Below are 17,185 nucleotides of genomic sequence, written 5' to 3' on the forward strand. Positions count from 1 at the left end.
GGGTTAGTGCTGGTTGCTATGATGCTGATAGCTCATATATATATTGAGGCTATAGAAAGTCGTCTCTCGAATTGCTCTTACATAGAGGATAATAAGCGTGTTTGGTCAAATGCTGGTTTGCTTGGTAAAGTAATGAGGGGAGGCATAATTTCAATGGTGTTAATTATGCCAAAGATGCACGCAAAAAGAGGTTTGGTAGACGCCCAAGAGTTAAGCAGGCTTCCGAAGCGCTATAGGTATCTTCTCATGATGCCGTTCATAGTTTGTTGTTTTTTGCTGGTTTTTCTGATTGCGCTTAGTCTGGGTCAAAAGTATTTAGTTTAGGCTTGGTCAGAAGAGAGGAAGGTGTCTTGTTCGGTACTGTCACGACGGGGCCTCCCATTATCTGTCACGGATCGAGAAAGCCTGTCTGCAGCCTGGCAGCGTTTGTGAGACATGTGTCTGGAGGGATTATTTCAAAATGAGGGCCGGCAATTGGTTATTTTTATTGCCGGCATATTTAGTCGGACTTCTGTGAGTTTTTAAGCAGTTGTGGAGGTTAAAAAGTGCAATCGTATTTTGATTTATTCCGCGGTTCCGCAGCAGTGCTTGTAACGCTTTCCGCTCCCGCAGGGGCAATCAGCGTTGCGTGATGCTGGGGGGGTAGGTGAATTAAGTTTTGCATCAATTTCTGCTTCTAGCTTAAAAAGTTCACTTGCTTGAATTACGTAGCCTAAGTTGTTGGGTATTGTGCCAATGGCGACAGGCTTTGTATCTGTTGGCACATCAACTATAACGATCTCGCCTTCAGTAGTATGTTGAGGTCCTGCGTACAGCGTTCCCAGGAGTCTAACGCGGTTTCCTACACAAAAGTTTCCTTCGTGATCTAAGAATCCACCTATGTTCACTAAAAAAACGGGTGAGCCTGATGAGCCTGGGAAGCAGGCTGCATCAATTAGGAACTCTGGTTTGTTATTCATTCTCAGCAGGGGGTGGGTGGCTGTGATCCCCTTCCTAATTATCGGTAAATTGTGGGTTTCATCCCAAATGCCGTTAGGATATCCAATCATCACTATTTCTTCCATTGGAGAAAGTGAAGTTAGAAATTCAAGGCTGGCAATTAAATCATTTTTAATTGGTGCTATGTAGTAATCCTTGTCATTTCTTTTGGCGTGGTGGAGTATTGGGGCTATCGGGAATGCCACTAGATCAATCGCAGGGTCTGGATGAAGTATGGAGTACTGTTCTAGGTTTTCGACTGTTACAGATTCGTGTGAGCCTAACTTCGGCGTGCCGTCGGTATTTTTTAGCGTTAAATTGAATGAGCCTCGTTTCGCATTTTTTACAACATGTTTATTCGTTACAATGCAAGGTATGCAATCACCATTTGTTTTTTCGCAGAATAGGAAAATATATCCGGTGCCTGAGGATGTCTTACCGCTAATGCTTGTGCATAAGATTCTCACTGTACTATGTATTAGTTGCGTGATGGGGTTATTGTTGAGCATTCGAGATCTCTTCATGTGGTGTGGATGTCATGATGGTAGCTCAAGCATCAGTGAAGTGAGCGCGCGAAGGACTGCAAGGGAAAGAGTCTGTAGGTGAGTCTTCCCCAGTTCGCGGGGCTCACGAATGAGTTGTTCGCGCAGTCACAGCCTGCGGTGGTAGGGAAGGTGATGGGCGTGCAGGACGAGATCTATGCTCGCAGGGGTGGAGGGACGCTAAGGACAGGAATGTGTTTAAGTGGGCTATGCGTCGCGAGATGATGAGCCAAATCTACACAACAAGGCTCGATCAGCTGTGGGTTGTTCAAAGTGGGTGATCCGTTGTGCGTCAGACGATGCGTTGCTAGGGTTTGTCTGAAAAGTACTAGATTGCCGTCAGAAATAGCCTGAGGCGCGCTCTGACTTGTTGATTTTACGTACCTGTAAGGCGCTAAAAAGGAGCTACAGGGACGGTAACAAGACTTTTCAGACAAACCCTAGGACCCGAAGCTTCAAGTCATCAGCGCGGCCACGGATGCCCCTCGTCCTGAGATCAAGGAATTTGTTATCGTACAATGATATTGCACCGTAGGATTGGGTACGCTACTGTCCTGCAACCCCTACATGAGACTCCCTTCGTGACATTGGTCAGCAGACTCTTGATGCGTGTGATCAAGGCCCATGCCCGCTGGCGTTGGCGTACCTGAATTTTTCAATCCGCCAACTCTGGCCTCCTGTGTTTATTTCCGACTACCTGCAAAGCAACCGTTACCAAGCAAACATAGTAGCGGGTACAAAAGCGGGTACGAAATTCAAGGGGGCTAACTAAAAGCCAGTAAATTCAAAAGGTTAATAGCAAAATGCTGCTGATGATCGATAACTACGATTCGTTTACCTACAACGTCGTGCAGTACCTCGGTGAGCTGGGCGCCGATGTCAAAGTCATTCGTAACGACGAATTGACCATTGCCCAGATCGAAGCCCTCAACCCCGAGCGCATCGTGGTTTCGCCTGGCCCGTGTACACCCAATGAGGCTGGCGTCTCGCTTGACGTGATCAGACACTTCGCAGGCAAGCTGCCGATTCTGGGCGTCTGCCTGGGGCATCAGTCCATCGGTCAGGCGTTCGGTGGCGATGTGGTGCGCGCGCGTCAGGTGATGCATGGCAAGACCAGCCCGGTCGTTCACGAAGACGGCGGTGTGTTCGAGGGCTTGAATCATCCGTTGGTGGTCACCCGTTACCACTCGCTGGTCGTCAAGCAGGAGACTCTGCCCGAGTGCCTGGAAGTGACCGCCTGGACGGCGCTGGAAGATGGCTCGGTCGATGAGATCATGGGCCTGCGCCACAAGACACTGAACGTTGAGGGGGTACAGTTTCACCCCGAGTCGATCCTGACCGAGCAAGGCCACGAGCTGTTCGCCAACTTTCTCAAGCAGAACGGCGGCCATCGTCAGGGCTAAGGACTTTTTATGAATACCCCCATGAATATCAAAGATGCGCTCAATCGCGTGGTCAACCAGCTGGACCTGACCACTGACGAGATGAGCGATGTCATGCGCGAGATCATGACCGGCCAGTGCACCGAGGCGCAGATCGGTGCATTTCTGATGGGCATGCGCATGAAGAGTGAAACCATCGATGAGATCGTCGGTGCGGTTTCGGTCATGCGCGAGCTGGCGGGCAAGGTTGAACTGAAAACCCTGGACGGCGTGGTCGACATCGTGGGTACGGGCGGCGATGGCGCGAATATCTTCAACGTGTCGACGGCTTCTGCTTTCGTCATCGCAGCTGCGGGTTGCACGGTGGCCAAGCACGGTAATCGTGCTGTCTCGGGTAAAAGCGGCAGTGCCGATCTGTTGGAGGCCGCCGGGGTTTATCTGAACCTCACGCCTGTGCAGGTGGCGCGCTGCATCGACAGCGTCGGCATCGGTTTCATGTTCGCCCAGTCTCATCACACGGCCATGAAGCATACTGCCGGGCCGCGCCGCGAGCTGGGGCTGCGCACATTGTTCAATATGCTGGGGCCGCTGACCAACCCGGCGGGTGTTCGCCACCAGATCGTCGGTGTGTTCAATCAGGCGCTGTGCCGCCCGCTGGCCGAAGTGTTGCTGCGGTTGGGCAGCAAGCATGTGCTGGTCGTGCATTCACAGGACGGCCTGGACGAGTTCAGCCTGGCCGCGCCGACCTTCGTGGCCGAGCTGAAAAATGGCGAAGTGACTGAATACTGGGTACAACCTGAAGACCTGGGTATAAAAAGCCAGAGTCTGTATGGCCTGGCGGTGGAAAGTCCGGCAGCTTCGCTGGAACTGATTCGCGATGCATTGGGTCGGCGCAAAACCGAAAATGGGCAGAAAGCTGCGGAAATGATCGTGCTCAATGCCGGTGCCGCGCTTTATGCTGCCGACCATGCCACCAGCCTGAAAGAGGGTGTGGCACTGGCGCATGATGCCCTGCACACAGGCCTCGCGCAGGAAAAGCTGGAAGAATTGGGTGCCTTCACGGCGGTATTCAAACAGGAGAACGAAGCATGAGCGTGCCAACCGTACTGGAAAAGATTCTTGCTCGAAAGACCGAGGAAATCGCGGCCCGTCGCGCGATTGTGAGTCTGGCTGAACTTGAGCAGCAGGCCGCCAGGGCTGGCGCACCCCGTGGTTTTGCCAATGCGCTGATCACTCAGGCCAGATTGAAGCAGCCTGCTGTCATCGCGGAAATCAAGAAGGCCTCGCCGAGCAAGGGCGTCATCCGGGAAAACTTCCTGCCAGGCGAAATTGCCAGAAGCTATCACGCGGGGGGCGCAACCTGCCTGTCCGTGCTTACCGACGTCGATTTCTTTCAGGGCTCCGATGCCTACCTGCAGGAAGCGCGTGCGGCGTGCAACCTGCCGGTGATCCGCAAGGACTTCATGATCGACCCTTATCAGGTCGTCGAGGCGCGCGCGCTGGGCGCTGACTGCATTCTGCTGATCGTCTCGGCGCTGACTGACGTGCAAATGGCTGAGCTGGCCGCCGTCGCCAAGCGTGTCGGGCTGGATGTGCTGGTCGAGGTACACGACGGCGACGAACTTGAACGCGCACTCAAGACGCTTGATACGCCGCTGGTGGGGGTCAACAATCGCAACCTCCACACTTTTGAAGTGAGCCTTGAAACCACGCTGGAATTGCTGCCCCGTATCCCGCGTGATCGTCTGGTCATCACTGAAAGCGGCATTCTCAACCGTGCGGATGTCGAGCTGATGGAAATCAACGATGTCTATTCGTTCCTGGTAGGCGAGGCTTTCATGCGCGCCGAACATCCTGGCGCCGAGTTGCAGCGGCTGTTTTTTCCTGAGCGCAAGCCTGCGGCTAGCGGCCCGTCCATCGACTGACTGAACACCACGCTGAGGTCCGGCATGCAAGACTCGATCATCGACATCTGCGTCGAACAAGGCTTGCAGGCCGAGCAGGACCTTCTGGCGTCTGTATGCACCGGCGCTGCCGATCATGGATTGCTGTTCTGGCGACCCAATGACCGGGCACTGGTCATGCCGCGCCGTATGAGCCGCTTGCCGGGGTTTGCCGAAGCCAGCGAGACCCTGGCTGATAATGGCTGGCCGGTGCTGTTGCGTGAAACCGGTGGTGAGCCGGTGCCGCAATCCTCGGCCACGGTGAATATCGCGCTGGTCTATGCACAGCCGCACAATGACGTTGATCGGGACCGCATAGAAACCGCCTACCTGCGCTTGTGTCAGCCGATTCTCGACCTGCTGGAACAGCTGGGTGGGCAAGCTTCGCTGGGTGAGGTGCCGGGTGCATTCTGTGACGGTCGCTTCAACGTCAACCTCAATGCTCGCAAGATGGTCGGAACCGCCCAGCGCTGGCGCCAGAATCAGGGCGGCACGCGTCCGGTGGTGCTGGCTCATGGCGCGTTGTTGCTGGATGACGAGCGCCTACAGATGGCGGGCGCAGTGAACCGCTTCAACGAACTTTGCGAACTTGAACCGCGTGTAAGAGCCGAAAGCCACATCGCCTTGCATGAGGTGTTTCCAGATGTCGATGTTCTGGAGCGCCTGGCGCAAGCCTACCGGCGTCTGCTCGCTGAGCTCTGAATGCCAGAGCTTCAGCGTGTGCCGTAGACCACCATTGTTTTTCCCTTGACGTTGACCAGGCTCTGTTCTTCCAGAGCTTTAAGCACTCGACCGACCATTTCCCTCGAACAGCCGACGATGCGTCCGATTTCCTGACGGGTAATCTTGATCTGCATACCGTCCGGGTGGGTCATCGCATCCGGCTGTTTGCACAGCTCAAGCAACGTGCGAGCCACTCGGCCGGTAACGTCGAGAAACGCCAGGTCACCTACCTTGCGCGTAGTATTGCGCAGGCGATCAGCCATCTGGCTGCCGAGTGCATAGAGGATTTCCGGCTCTTGGCGGGTCAGTTCGCGGAAGGCTACGTATGAAATCTCGGCCACTTCGCACTCGGTCTTGGCACGCACCCATGCGCTACGTACGGACTCGTGTCCGGGCTGTTCAAACAGACCCAGCTCACCGAAGAAATCTCCGCTGTTGAGATAGGCAACGATCATCTCGCGTCGCTCGTCGTCTTCGATCAGAACCGTGACTGAGCCCTTGAGAATCAGAAACAGAGACTCAGAGCGATCACCCGCATTGATAATGTTGCTCTTCGCGGGGCAGCGGCGGCGTTCTGCATGGGGCAGCAGCTTGTCCAGACTGTTTGCTTTGGGGGTAAAGGTTATTGCGACCATGCGTGACTTCCGAAATAAGGTGTATGGCCAAATGGCATACCTATAGGTATCGGCTGAGGCTGCATTCTCAGCAGCTTTTCCGGACGTGTAGGGGGCTATTTGCGAATAATCCTACGCGTTTCCAACAAAAAGCATTTTTTTCAATGCCTCCGGGCAGCTTTTGGTGCTGTGCTAAGCTGGCGACCCCTTTTTTACAGTGGAGTCCTGGCGATGAAGGCACGCATTCAATGGGCTGGCGAAGCCATGTTCCTCGGTGAGTCCGGCAGCGGTCATGTGGTAGTGATGGACGGCCCGCCTGAAAGCGGCGGCCGCAATCTGGGTGTACGCCCAATGGAAATGGTATTGATCGGTCTGGGCGGGTGCAGCAACTTCGATGTGGTGAGCATCCTGAAAAAGTCGCGCCAGCCGGTGGAAAGCTGCGAGGCGTTTCTTGAAGCCGAGCGCGCAGATGAAGATCCAAAAGTGTTCACCAGCATTCACCTGCACTTCGTCGTCAAGGGCCGCGGGCTGAAAGAAGCTCAGGTTAAGCGGGCTATCGAACTGTCGGCGGAGAAGTATTGTTCCGCTTCGATCATGCTCGGGAACGCGGGCGTGAAGATCACTCACGATTATGAAATTGTCGAACTGACCTGAACGCCAGACATACAACGATCATAAAAACGGCGCACACTCTGGCAGACGGCTTCGGACGTCTGCATAATGCGCCACTTTTTCAGGGCGCAGCCTGTATTGGTTTTCTGCTGCCGGCCCGAACAGACAACCAAAATCGCCAACGCGAAGAGGTGTTAACCGTCCTACGCAGATGAGCCGGACTCAACTGACGGGCATGCTTGATCACGCGGCTGGCGCCGCACCCATATAGAGAGTTTTTAACGGTGAAAAGCAAACTCAAGCTCCACGGGTTCAATAACCTGACAAAGACCTTGAGCTTCAACATTTATGACATCTGCTATGCGGAAACCCCGCAGGACCAGCAGGCGTATGTCGAATACATCAACAGTGTGTACGACGCAGAACGCCTGACGCGGATTCTGACTGATGTTGTCGATATCATTGGTGCCAACATCCTGAACATCGCGCGTCAGGATTACGATCCACAAGGTGCCAGTGTGACCATTCTGATCTCGGAACAGCCGGTGACGCCTACCGAAAGCCAGATCGAAGAGTCGCCAGGTCCACTGCCGGAAACCATTCTGGCGCACCTGGACAAGAGCCACATCACGGTCCATACCTACCCGGAAATTCATCCGGTGGACGGCATCGCCACGTTCCGCGTGGATATCGATGTGTCGACCTGTGGCGTTATTTCACCGCTCAAGGCGTTGAACTACCTGATTCACAAGTTCGAGTCGGATATCGTGACTGTCGATTATCGTGTGCGCGGGTTTACCCGTGACGTGGAAGGCAAGAAGCACTTCATCGACCATGAAATCAACTCGATCCAGAATTACCTGTCTGAAGACACGCGCAACGGTTACCAGATGACCGACGTGAACGTGTATCAGGAAAACCTGTTCCACACCAAGATGCTGCTCAAACAGTTCGAGCTGGATAACTACCTGTTCGGCGATGCCACCAGCAACTTGTCTGCCGAGCAGCGCGAGCAAGTGACCGCCAAGGTCAAACACGAAATGCTGGAAATCTTCTACGGCCGTAACGTGGCGGTATAAACCTGCAGTTCGGATATTAAAAAGGCGCCTCTTGCAGGCGCCTTTTTTATGGAACGTGTCTCGTCGTCAGATGCGATAAGTCGACTTGGTCATGACCTTGGCCAATACGCTCATGCCGAACTTGACCGGTGCCGGGAAACGAAAGCCGCCTGCTTCCAGCGCAGATTCAGCGTGGTGCTCTTCATCGCTGAGCATTTGTTCCAGAATGGCCCGGGACTTTCCGTCTTCGGTCGGCAATTGCTCCAGGTGTTCGCTCAGGTGCTTGCAGACCTGATCCTCTGTTGCCGCAACAAAGCCCAGGCTGACCCGGTCGCTGATGACCCCGGCTACAGCACCGATCCCGAAGGACAGACTGTAAAACAGCGGGTTGAGCACGCTGGTGTGGCTGCCAAGTTGATGAATGCGTTGTTCGCACCAGACCAGATGGTCTATTTCCTCTTCAGCCGCATGCTCCATCGCCTTGCGCACCTTGGGCAGCTTCGCCGTCAGCGCCTGCCCCTGATAAAGCGCTTGCGCACAGACTTCACCGGTGTGGTTGATGCGCATCAGGCCCGCTACATGGCGGGTGTCGACATCGCTCATCTTGTGATCGGGTTTGACAACCGCAGGTGAAGGGCGCCGCGAATGAGCGCTCGATGGCAGCAAGGTGCGCATCGCGCTATCGGCTTGCAGTAACAGACGGTCGAGGGGGGAGTAGTGACGTTCGGTAGCCATGGGCACCTCCGGAAGATCATGCAGGCAGTTTACCCGAATCAGCCGGAGGCAGCAGGGCTTGTATCGCCCGTTCAGCGATCATGACGATCGCTGAACGGCTGCAAACCCCGGAAACATCTGATCAGCCCGGCGGCCAGTTCATCTGACGCTGACCCAGCACATGCATATGAATGTGATAGACGGTCTGCCCGCCCAGCTCGTTGCAGTTCATGACCACGCGAAAGCCTTCTTCGCAGCCCAGTTCAGTGGCCAGGCGCTGTGCGGTGAACAGGATATGCCCAGCCAGGCCTTTGTCTTCTTCGGTCAGATCGTTCAGGGTACGAATGGGCTTTTTCGGGATAACCAGAAAATGCACCGGTGCCTGCGGGGCGATATCGTGAAAGGCCAGTACCTGATCATCTTCATAGATGATCTTCGCCGGAATTTCCCGATTGATGATCTTGGTGAACAAAGTTTCCACAGCCGTTTGCTCCTTGTCGGTTGATGGTCGTCGCATGTATCGCTGTGCAACAGTGCCTCTGAGTGTACTGAGCAAGGCACCGCTCGCCCAGCCGTTTGTCTGTCAGCGCGGGCAGTACTTCTTGTTGATGTAGCCGCTGATCTGGCGAGCCAGCCAGCGCGAAACCAGGCGCGGGCTGAACGTCCACAGCCTGGTACTGAAGCCGGGAATGATAACCGCGCGGTCTTTTGCAAGCGCCCGAACGGTATACAGCGCCACTTCTTCTGGGCTCATCAGGTTATCGATATTGACCTGCAACTGCGCGGTACGAAAAAAAGCCGTTCTGGTCGGTCCAGGGCAGAGCACCGAGACTTTCACCCCGGCCTTCTTTACTTCCTCGCGCAGCCCTTCGGAAAAATGCAGCACATAAGCCTTGCTGGCGTAATAGGTACTCATCCACGGGCCGGGCTGGAAAGCCGCCACCGAAGCGACATTGAGGATCTGCCCGCCACCCTGAATGGCCATCAGGTTGCCGACCGTGTGGCACAGACGCGTCAGTGCCAGAATGTTCAGGTCGATCAGGTCCTGCTCGGCGCTCCAGTCCTGAGCCAGAAACGGCCCGCAGGTGCCGATACCTGCTGCGTTGACCAGCAGATCAATCTGATGGGCACCGTCTTCCAGCTCCAGCAGAAAGCCCGAGAGCCGTAAAGGCTCGCCCAGATCGCATGCACGAAACAGCACTTCCACGCCAAAGCGCTGAGTCAATTCCAGCGCAATGGTTTCCAGCAGGTCGCGCTGGCGGGCGACCAGGATCAGGCTGCGACCACGACGAGCCAGTGCTTCGGCCATCGCCAGGCCTATGCCGCTGGACGCGCCGGTGATCAGGGCGTAACGGGTCATGCAGTTCTCCATTGAGCATATTGCGCCCGGCAGTCTGCCGAGCCGTGAGCAGTCTATTACGGGTCACTCGGTTTCTTTGAGCTCTTTGTTGACTTCCACAGGCACGTTCAAGGCACTGTCACGGTCTTCGTCATCATCGTATGGGAGGGATTGCTCATACTCGTCGGTCTGCAATTCCAGCTCGTCGCGCAGCATGCCTGCGCCGCCGGCAGTGATGCCGATCAGAATAAGGGGCAGTAACAACACCCATAGAATGGCCAGCGTCTTCACGCCTTTCGAGTTCGGTGGCGGCGGTGGACCGAACGAGTTGGTGCCTTTTGTACCGGGCAGCAGGAACATGAGGAACGGGAAGACGCTGCCTATGAAGGGCACCATCGTCAGCAGCAAGAGCCAGCCCGACCAGCCCATGTCGTGCAGCCGTTGTATGCCGATCTGGGCGCCGATGACGGCGAATGCTACGAGAACTACTGCGATCAGCAGCCCGCCTGCGACCAGTGACCCGTTCATGACCAGCAGGCATACGGCCACCAGTGCCAACGCTGCCGCGCTCAATACCAGGCTCCAGGCCAGGTAGCGCAAGCGTCCGATGCGCCCATGGATACTCAGGGCTTTCAGAGGTGCATATTCCGGCTGATCACCGCCAACCTGAGCCTTGGGCGGCGCATAGGGCGATATTTCCGGATGCGCAGGTTTTTGTAGCGGCTGGCTGGTCGCTTCATTAAGGCTCAGGCTGATGTCGCTATCAGGTTCGATACGTGCTTCGACGCCTGCGTCGTTCAGTGCCTTCAGGTAGCGCTCGGCATCGGTGTAGGTCAGCCCGCGCTTGAGCGCGACCGGTTGGCCACTGAACAACTTCTGCACTGCAGCGGATTCGCTTTTGAACAGCCCCGCAAGGTTGGCCTTTGCGGTGTCTGGTTCGACACCTTCACGCACCTGTCCCTCAAATACGATCTTGAAGTGGGAATCGGCCATACAGGGCTTCCTTGTCTTGAGTTTGAGAACAGTACCGGGCGCTTGCATTACCCCTTGGGTAAAGCCCGGCGCCCTGTCGCGTGACTGATAAGGCCGGTGCTTATCGGGTCAGAAGGGTTTGACGATGACCAGAATGACGATGGCGATCAGGATCAGTACAGGAATCTCGTTGAACCAGCGATAGAACACATGACTGCGGCCATTTTCTCCGCGGGCGAAGCGTTTGACCTGCGCGCCACAGACATGGTGATAGCCGATCAACAGGAAAACCAGCGTTAGCTTCGCGTGCATCCAGCCCTGGCTGAAATAACCGCTGGCATCAAAGCTGATCAGCCAGCCGCCGAAGATCAGTGTTGCGATCATCGCCGGAGTCATGATGCCACGGTAGAGCTTGCGCTCCATCACCATGAAACGCTCACGGCTGATCGTGTCCTCACTCATCGAGTGGTAAACGAACAGTCTTGGCAGATAGAAGAGGGCTGCAAACCAGCAGACCATTGAAATGACATGCAGTGCTTTGATCCATAGATAGAGCATTTTTGATTATTCCCAGGTTCACGGTGGCCGAATAGTAGTGTCTTGTGCGTCCGTACGTCACGTTGTCGGTTGTCGCAGAGGCGATAGGCTCCTATTATCGACCGCTTTCCAGTTGTTTCGTTGAGGGCAGGTTATGGTCAAGGTCGGTATCGTCGGCGGCACGGGTTACACCGGGGTCGAGCTGCTGCGTCTGTTGGCACAGCATCCGCAGGCAGAAGTCGTGGTGATCACCTCGCGTTCCGAGGCAGGGATGCCGGTCGCCGACATGTACCCGAACCTGCGAGGTCATTACGACGGCTTGGCTTTCAGCGTACCTGACGTGAAAACCCTGGGGGCCTGTGACGTCGTGTTCTTCGCTACGCCTCACGGGGTCGCTCATGCGCTGGCCGGTGAGCTGCTTGCTGCAGGCACCAAAGTGATCGATTTGTCTGCCGACTTCCGCCTGCAGGACCCGGTCGAATGGGCCAAGTGGTACGGTCAGCCTCACGGTGCTCCGCAGTTGCTGCAGGATGCGGTGTACGGGCTGCCGGAAGTCAATCGCGAGCAGATCAGGAACGCACGGCTCATCGCGGTGCCTGGCTGCTATCCGACAGCTACCCAGTTGGGCTTCCTGCCGTTGCTGGAAGCGGGCATTGCCGACAACACTCGCCTGATTGCCGACTGTAAATCTGGCGTCAGCGGTGCGGGCCGTGGTCTGAACATTGGTTCTCTGTATTCGGAAGCCAATGAAAGCTTCAAAGCCTATGCCGTAAAAGGCCATCGTCACTTGCCTGAAATCACCCAGGGCCTGCGCCGCGCGGCAGGTGGTGACATCGGCCTGACGTTTGTTCCGCATCTGGTGCCGATGATTCGTGGTATTCACTCCACGCTCTATGCAACGGTGACTGATCGCTCGGTAGATATTCAGGCGCTGTTCGAGAAGCGTTACGCCGACGAGCCGTTTGTGGATGTGATGCCAGCGGGTAGCCATCCCGAGACGCGCAGTGTGCGTGGTGCCAACGTTTGCCGCATCGCGGTGCATCGCCCGCAGGGTGGCGATCTGGTTGTCGTGCTATCGGTGATCGACAACCTGGTGAAAGGCGCTTCAGGTCAGGCGGTTCAGAACATGAACATCCTGTTCGGTCTGGATGAGCGTGCCGGGCTGTCTCATGCTGGCATGATGCCTTAAGAGGCCTCAGGCTCCAGGTTGCAAGGCAAAGGCTGTGGCCATGCGCCTGTACCTTGTAGCTGTCCCTCCACCAAATAGTTGACCGATTTTCTGGGAGAAGCGGATAATGCCGTCATTACGCATTACGACGGCTAACGCCGGGAGATATCTGACATGAGTGTCGAATCCTTCACGCCTACCGCTTTGGAGTTCACTCCAAATGCAGCGCACAAGGTGAAAACCCTGGTCGACGAAGAGGGCAATGATCGTCTCAAGCTGCGTGTATTTGTTACCGGTGGCGGTTGCTCGGGTTTTCAGTACGGCTTCACGTTTGATGAAGACGTCGCAGACGATGACACCATCGTCGAGCGCGAGGGCGTGAGCCTCGTGGTCGATCCGATGAGTTTCCAGTATCTGGCTGGCGCAGAGGTCGATTATCAGGAAGGGCTTGAAGGTTCGCGATTCGTCATCAAGAACCCGAATGCATCCACCACGTGTGGTTGCGGCTCCTCGTTTTCGATCTGACAAGTTCGCAGCTGCAAACAAAAACGCCGCTCATCGAGCGGCGTTTTGCGTTCAGGCAGCAGGTCAGGCGGGATAGATCGCGCCTAGAACACGTCTGCCTTTTGCGCCGGTTACCGTCGGGCGATTGGCCGGGACGCGTTCCAGACAGCAATGTGCCAGCCATGCAAACGCCATGGCCTCGACCCAGTCGGGGTCTACGCCAAATTCCTGAGTACTTTTTACCTCGGTATTGGGCAGCAGCTCGGCGAGGCGTTTCATCAGTGCCTTGTTATGAGCACCACCGCCACATACCAGAAGCTCTTTGGTAATTTTTTGTGCGGATTGCAGAGACTCTGTGATGGTCAGTGCCGTGAGTTCCAGCAGAGTGGCCTGCACATCCTCCGGTGCCAGCGTGGGTAGCTGAAACAGATGATGGTGCACCCAGCCCAGGTTGAACACTTCCCGGCCTGTACTCTTGGGGCCTTTGGTCAGGAAGAACTGATCGCTGAGCAGCTTCTTGAGCAGTGCATCATCAACCTTGCCGCTCGCCGCCCAGGCGCCGTCCTTGTCATAGCTCTCATGGCGCTGCGATTGTATCCAGGCATCAAGCAGGACATTGCCAGGCCCGCAATCGAAGCCTTCGACCGGGCGGTCGGATTCGATCAGGCTCAGGTTGCTGAACCCGCCGATGTTCAATACCGCGCGGTGATCTTTATTGTCGTCGAAGAGCGCTTCGTGGAAGGCGGGCACGAGCGGTGCGCCCTGTCCGCCAGCTGCGATATCGCGACGGCGGAAGTCGCTCACCACGGTGATCTCGGTCAGCTCTGCCAGCAGCGCAGGGTTACCGATCTGAACGCTGTAGCCGCGCGCGGGCTCGTGACGAATTGTCTGGCCGTGGCTGCCAATGGCGCGGATCTCGGCGGCCACTCTGTTTTGATCTTGCAGCAAGGTCTGCACGCCCTGTGCGACCAGTCTGCACCACTTCTGCTCCGCAATTGCCGCGCGCGCGAGCTCATCCACGCCGCTGGAGCAAAGCCCCAGCAACTCGGCATGCAGGTCTTCCGGCATGGGGATGTAGTGAGTGGCCAGAAGCCTTGATCGGTCATCCTGCTTCAAAAGGGCGATATCAATCCCATCGAGACTGCTGCCGGACATCACACCAATATAGAAGAAGTCCATGGATTACCTTTTATTCGAGGCCAGCGTGGTGGCCTTTTCCTGATCCATGCGCGCCATCAAAGGCTGGCTTTGCTGCATGAACCGCTGTTTTTCGGATTTGGCGATCGGATCCGCCATCGGAAGCTTCTGGCCCAGCGGGTCTACGTGAACGCCATTGACCTGGAATTCATAGTGCAAGTGCGGTCCTGTGGACAAGCCGGTAGTTCCAATATAGCCGATTACCTGACCTTGCTTGACGGTTCCGCCGGTTTGTACGCCTTTGGCGAAGCCTTGCATGTGGCCATACAGCGTGCGGTAGGTGTCACCGTGCTGAATGATGACCGTATTGCCGTATCCGCCGCGACGGCCGGCGAGCAGAACCTTGCCATCACCGGTTGCCTTGATCGGCGTGCCGCGTGGCGCAGCATAGTCGACGCCTTTGTGGGCGCGGATCTTGTTGAGGATCGGGTGCTTGCGGCCCATCGAGAACATTGAGCTGATGCGTGCAAAGTCTACCGGCGTACGGATAAATGCCTTGCGCATGCTGTTGCCATCGGCCGTGTAGTAATTGGTATTGCCCTGTTTGTTGGTGTAACGAACGGCGGTGTAGGTCTTGCCACGGTTGGTAAAGCGGGCGGACAGGATGTTACCTGTGCCGACACTTTTGCCGTTGACCACTTTCTGCTCGTACACCACGTCAAACTCGTCACCCTTGCGGATGTCCTGCGCGAAGTCGATGTCGTAGCCGAAGATGTTGGCCATATCCATCGTCATGCTGTGAGTCAGGCCGGCGCGTTGCGCAGACTGCGAAAGGGAGCTGTTGATTACCCCGTGCACATAGGCATTGCGCACGTTGGGCTTGCTGATCTCGCGATTGAAAACGAAGCCGGAAGCCGATTTCGACAGGCTGATGGTCTCGAGTTCGCTGAGTTTGGTATGCAGTTGCTTGAGCTGGCCGTCCGGCGAAAGCTCGAACTGCAGGATTTGCCCGTTCTGCAGCTTGCTGAATTGCTTGGCCTGTTTGTCGCTGGCCAGTACCTCATGAACGGTAGCGGCTGGCAGTCCGACTTTTTCGAACAGGGTAGAAAGGGTGTCGCCCTTGCTGACCGTGACTTCTCGATGGTTTGGGTCTTTTGCAGCGGCTGGTGCCGGCTTTTCTGCTTCGGGCGTTGCTGTGGCGGTGTCCTGAGTCTGTTCTTCGGCGTTGTCGATCTGCGCAAATGGCGATTCGGTGGTTTCAGGTGTGGCTTGAGTGGCTTGCGGAGCGTCTTGGTCTTGTACGTCCTGATCCGGCATCTCCAGATCAAGGGAAAGGTTCGTTCGTTTGGCTTCGACTTCGCTGGAAGGAAAAACCAGGAGAGCCAGGCTCAACAATGCGGCGATGCCGCTTGCAGCGAGCAGGTGACTCTTCGGATAAAGCGGGGGCGCTTTAGGCGGTGTGTCTTTCATAGGTAATTTGACTTTGAAAAAGGTGAAATGGAAAAGATGAATGACATGATGAAGATGAAATAACTGTATAAAATATAACCAAAACCTGCTCGAAGCAACCCTTCCCGCGTATCAGTCACTGATTCGCAGGCAAACGCTGGGCAAAACTTGTAATTGGGCTCTGATCTTGTAAGGTTGGTTCCCTTTGAATTGGGGACTGAAATGAAGTCGGTTGAAGAGCAGCTGGCGCTGATCAAGCGCGGTGCAGATGAACTCCTGGTCGAGGCCGAGCTGGTCGAGAAGCTAAAGCGTGGCCAGCCGCTGCGTATCAAGGCTGGTTTCGATCCGACGGCCCCCGATCTCCACCTCGGGCACACCGTGCTTATAAACAAGCTGCGGCAGTTCCAGGATCTCGGACATCAGATCATCTTCCTGATCGGTGACTTCACCGGCATGATCGGCGACCCGAGTGGTAAAAGCGCTACTCGTCCGCCGCTCACCCGCGAGCAGGTCCTTGACTACGCCGAGACCTACAAGTCTCAGGTCTTTAAGATTCTCGATCCGGCCAAGACCGAAGTCGCATTCAATTCGACCTGGATGGACAAGCTCAGTCCGGCCGACTTCATTCGGCTGTCCTCGCAGTACACTGTCGCCCGAATGCTTGAGCGTGACGATTTCGACAAGCGCTATAAAAGCAATCAGTCCATCGCCATTCACGAATTCCTTTACCCGCTGGTGCAGGGTTATGACTCCGTGGCCTTGAAGGCTGACGTCGAGCTCGGTGGTACCGACCAGAAATTCAATCTGCTGATGGGGCGCGAGCTTCAGCGTGCTTATGGTCAGGAGCCGCAATGCATCTTGACCATGCCGTTGCTCGAAGGGCTGGACGGCGTGAAGAAGATGTCCAAGTCGCTGGGTAACTACGTCGGCATTCAGGAAGCGCCGGGCATCATGTACAGCAAGCTGGTGTCGATTCCTGATTCCCTGATGTGGCGTTACTTTGAACTGCTGAGCTTCCGCTCCATGGAAGAAATCGACGGGCTGAAGGCCGATTGTGAATCGGGTGCCAATCCGCGTGATATCAAAATCAAGCTGGCTGAAGAGCTGGTGGCACGCTTTCACGGCGAAGAGGCTGCGGCCAACGCGCACCGCTCTGCGGGTAACCGTATGAAGGAAGGCGAATTGCCGGATGATCTGCCAGAGATGTCCGTGGCTGCTGCAGAAGATATGCCGATCTCGGCTGTTCTTAATAAGGCAGGGTTGGTGAAGAACGCCGCGGTTGCGCGTGACCTGCTGGCATCTGGTGGTGTGCGTATAGATGGTGAGGTGGTTGATCGCAGCTTTGTATTCAAGCTGGGTTCGACTCATGTCTGCCAGGCTGGCAAGAAGGCTTTCGGGCGAGTTACTCTGGTTTTCGAAGAAAGTTCAAAATAACGGTTGACGCCCTCTGTGATCTGTCTATAATTCGCCCCACTTCCGGCGCAGACGGAAACGAAAAAGCCTTGTAGATCAA

At 55.8% G+C, this 17,185-nt stretch carries 19 protein-coding genes and 1 pseudogene; 11 read left to right on the forward strand and 9 right to left on the reverse strand.

Features of this window, described 5'->3' with window-relative positions; translation table 11 throughout:
- Positions 1–324, forward strand: a 324-nt coding sequence (locus ALO80_RS31740) for a hypothetical protein (protein ID WP_144434217.1), incomplete at its 5' end; no start/stop codon positions are given.
- Between the two features lie 239 nt (positions 325–563).
- Here the strand turns inward: ALO80_RS31740 and ALO80_RS29440 are convergent.
- Entirely contained in the window at positions 564–1,487 is a 924-nt protein-coding gene (locus ALO80_RS29440) for a trypsin-like peptidase domain-containing protein (protein WP_083493243.1), read from the reverse strand.
- Positions 1,488–1,613: 126 nt separating this feature from the next.
- Between ALO80_RS29440 and ALO80_RS29445 the strand changes: the two are divergent.
- From ALO80_RS29445 to ALO80_RS11515, 5 genes and pseudogenes are all read left to right on the forward strand, one after another.
- A pseudogene (locus ALO80_RS29445) lies at positions 1,614–1,801 on the forward strand (DUF4113 domain-containing protein); the annotation flags it as partial.
- 522 nt (positions 1,802–2,323) lie between these two features.
- Positions 2,324–2,923: an aminodeoxychorismate/anthranilate synthase component II gene (locus tag ALO80_RS11500; protein WP_054987081.1), complete on the forward strand. Its 600-nt coding sequence runs from the start codon at positions 2,324–2,326 to the stop codon at positions 2,921–2,923.
- Positions 2,924–2,944: 21 nt separating this feature from the next.
- The gene (gene trpD, locus ALO80_RS11505; RefSeq protein WP_055009106.1) at positions 2,945–3,994 is read left to right on the forward strand and encodes an anthranilate phosphoribosyltransferase; all 1,050 of its coding nucleotides are present in this window, start codon (positions 2,945–2,947) and stop codon (positions 3,992–3,994) included.
- Positions 3,991–4,827 (forward strand): indole-3-glycerol phosphate synthase TrpC, encoded by an 837-nt coding sequence (trpC, locus tag ALO80_RS11510; RefSeq protein ID WP_055009097.1) that lies wholly within the window; start codon positions 3,991–3,993, stop codon positions 4,825–4,827. Before trpD ends, trpC begins: the two co-directional genes overlap by 4 nt.
- A 24-nt stretch (positions 4,828–4,851) precedes the next feature.
- A complete protein-coding gene (locus ALO80_RS11515; protein WP_055009098.1) occupies positions 4,852–5,547 on the forward strand; it encodes a lipoate--protein ligase family protein in 696 nt (231 codons plus the stop codon).
- A gap of 11 nt (positions 5,548–5,558) precedes the next feature.
- Here the strand turns inward: ALO80_RS11515 and crp are convergent, their stop codons facing one another.
- The gene (crp, locus tag ALO80_RS11520) at positions 5,559–6,203 is read right to left on the reverse strand and encodes a cAMP-activated global transcriptional regulator CRP (RefSeq protein WP_054987084.1); all 645 of its coding nucleotides are present in this window, start codon (positions 6,201–6,203) and stop codon (positions 5,559–5,561) included.
- Between the two features lie 210 nt (positions 6,204–6,413).
- Between crp and ALO80_RS11525 the strand changes: the two genes are divergently transcribed.
- Entirely contained in the window at positions 6,414–6,836 is a 423-nt protein-coding gene (locus ALO80_RS11525) for an OsmC family protein (RefSeq protein ID WP_055009099.1), read from the forward strand.
- A gap of 242 nt (positions 6,837–7,078) precedes the next feature.
- Entirely contained in the window at positions 7,079–7,873 is a 795-nt protein-coding gene (gene speD, locus ALO80_RS11530; protein ID WP_002551946.1) for an adenosylmethionine decarboxylase, read from the forward strand.
- A 66-nt stretch (positions 7,874–7,939) separates the two neighbouring features.
- Here the strand turns inward: speD and coq7 are convergent, their stop codons facing one another.
- From coq7 to hemJ, 5 genes are all read right to left on the reverse strand, one after another.
- Positions 7,940–8,587: a 2-polyprenyl-3-methyl-6-methoxy-1,4-benzoquinone monooxygenase gene (coq7, locus tag ALO80_RS11535; protein ID WP_054987086.1), complete on the reverse strand. Its 648-nt coding sequence runs from the start codon at positions 8,585–8,587 to the stop codon at positions 7,940–7,942.
- A gap of 121 nt (positions 8,588–8,708) precedes the next feature.
- A complete protein-coding gene (locus ALO80_RS11540) occupies positions 8,709–9,047 on the reverse strand; it encodes a histidine triad nucleotide-binding protein (protein WP_055009100.1) in 339 nt (112 codons plus the stop codon).
- Positions 9,048–9,149: 102 nt separating this feature from the next.
- Positions 9,150–9,926, reverse strand: coding sequence for an SDR family NAD(P)-dependent oxidoreductase (locus ALO80_RS11545; RefSeq protein ID WP_054987088.1), 777 nt, complete (start codon positions 9,924–9,926; stop codon positions 9,150–9,152).
- A 63-nt stretch (positions 9,927–9,989) separates the two neighbouring features.
- Entirely contained in the window at positions 9,990–10,898 is a 909-nt protein-coding gene (locus ALO80_RS11550; RefSeq protein ID WP_055009101.1) for a DUF805 domain-containing protein, read from the reverse strand.
- 108 nt (positions 10,899–11,006) lie between these two features.
- Complete coding sequence (gene hemJ, locus ALO80_RS11555) at positions 11,007–11,435, reverse strand: protoporphyrinogen oxidase HemJ (RefSeq protein WP_055006362.1); 429 nt, start codon at positions 11,433–11,435, stop codon at positions 11,007–11,009.
- 133 nt (positions 11,436–11,568) lie between these two features.
- Here hemJ and argC point away from each other — a divergent pair, with 133 nt between their 5' ends.
- The gene (gene argC, locus ALO80_RS11560) at positions 11,569–12,603 is read left to right on the forward strand and encodes an N-acetyl-gamma-glutamyl-phosphate reductase (protein ID WP_055009102.1); all 1,035 of its coding nucleotides are present in this window, start codon (positions 11,569–11,571) and stop codon (positions 12,601–12,603) included.
- A gap of 153 nt (positions 12,604–12,756) precedes the next feature.
- Positions 12,757–13,107 (forward strand): iron-sulfur cluster insertion protein ErpA, encoded by a 351-nt coding sequence (gene erpA / locus ALO80_RS11565; RefSeq protein ID WP_002551953.1) that lies wholly within the window; start codon positions 12,757–12,759, stop codon positions 13,105–13,107.
- Positions 13,108–13,170: 63 nt separating this feature from the next.
- Here the strand turns inward: erpA and ALO80_RS11570 are convergent, their stop codons facing one another.
- Both ALO80_RS11570 and ALO80_RS11575 read right to left on the reverse strand, forming a co-directional pair.
- On the reverse strand, positions 13,171–14,265 hold the full coding sequence (locus ALO80_RS11570; protein WP_054987092.1) for an anhydro-N-acetylmuramic acid kinase: 1,095 nt from the start codon (positions 14,263–14,265) through the stop codon (positions 13,171–13,173).
- A 3-nt stretch (positions 14,266–14,268) separates the two neighbouring features.
- On the reverse strand, positions 14,269–15,693 hold the full coding sequence (locus ALO80_RS11575; protein WP_055009103.1) for a peptidoglycan DD-metalloendopeptidase family protein: 1,425 nt from the start codon (positions 15,691–15,693) through the stop codon (positions 14,269–14,271).
- A gap of 201 nt (positions 15,694–15,894) precedes the next feature.
- Between ALO80_RS11575 and tyrS the strand changes: the two genes are divergently transcribed.
- Positions 15,895–17,106 (forward strand): tyrosine--tRNA ligase, encoded by a 1,212-nt coding sequence (gene tyrS, locus ALO80_RS11580; RefSeq protein WP_055009104.1) that lies wholly within the window; start codon positions 15,895–15,897, stop codon positions 17,104–17,106.
- Positions 17,107–17,185 lie beyond the last annotated feature (79 nt).

Source organism: Pseudomonas caricapapayae (genome assembly GCF_001400735.1).
Lineage (GTDB): Bacteria > Pseudomonadota > Gammaproteobacteria > Pseudomonadales > Pseudomonadaceae > Aquipseudomonas > Aquipseudomonas caricapapayae.

Coding starts and splice junctions, on each gene's coding strand:
- ALO80_RS29440 (WP_083493243.1), bottom strand. CDS start 1,487: ATGCTCAACAATAACCCCATCACGCAACTAATACATAGTACAGTGAGA.
- ALO80_RS11500 (WP_054987081.1), top strand. CDS start 2,324: ATGCTGCTGATGATCGATAACTACGATTCGTTTACCTACAACGTCGTG.
- trpD (WP_055009106.1), top strand. CDS start 2,945: ATGAATATCAAAGATGCGCTCAATCGCGTGGTCAACCAGCTGGACCTG.
- trpC (WP_055009097.1), top strand. CDS start 3,991: ATGAGCGTGCCAACCGTACTGGAAAAGATTCTTGCTCGAAAGACCGAG.
- ALO80_RS11515 (WP_055009098.1), top strand. CDS start 4,852: ATGCAAGACTCGATCATCGACATCTGCGTCGAACAAGGCTTGCAGGCC.
- crp (WP_054987084.1), bottom strand. CDS start 6,203: ATGGTCGCAATAACCTTTACCCCCAAAGCAAACAGTCTGGACAAGCTG.
- ALO80_RS11525 (WP_055009099.1), top strand. CDS start 6,414: ATGAAGGCACGCATTCAATGGGCTGGCGAAGCCATGTTCCTCGGTGAG.
- coq7 (WP_054987086.1), bottom strand. CDS start 8,587: ATGGCTACCGAACGTCACTACTCCCCCCTCGACCGTCTGTTACTGCAA.
- ALO80_RS11545 (WP_054987088.1), bottom strand. CDS start 9,926: ATGACCCGTTACGCCCTGATCACCGGCGCGTCCAGCGGCATAGGCCTG.
- ALO80_RS11550 (WP_055009101.1), bottom strand. CDS start 10,898: ATGGCCGATTCCCACTTCAAGATCGTATTTGAGGGACAGGTGCGTGAA.
- hemJ (WP_055006362.1), bottom strand. CDS start 11,435: ATGCTCTATCTATGGATCAAAGCACTGCATGTCATTTCAATGGTCTGC.
- argC (WP_055009102.1), top strand. CDS start 11,569: ATGGTCAAGGTCGGTATCGTCGGCGGCACGGGTTACACCGGGGTCGAG.
- erpA (WP_002551953.1), top strand. CDS start 12,757: ATGAGTGTCGAATCCTTCACGCCTACCGCTTTGGAGTTCACTCCAAAT.
- ALO80_RS11570 (WP_054987092.1), bottom strand. CDS start 14,265: ATGGACTTCTTCTATATTGGTGTGATGTCCGGCAGCAGTCTCGATGGG.
- ALO80_RS11575 (WP_055009103.1), bottom strand. CDS start 15,693: ATGAAAGACACACCGCCTAAAGCGCCCCCGCTTTATCCGAAGAGTCAC.
- tyrS (WP_055009104.1), top strand. CDS start 15,895: ATGAAGTCGGTTGAAGAGCAGCTGGCGCTGATCAAGCGCGGTGCAGAT.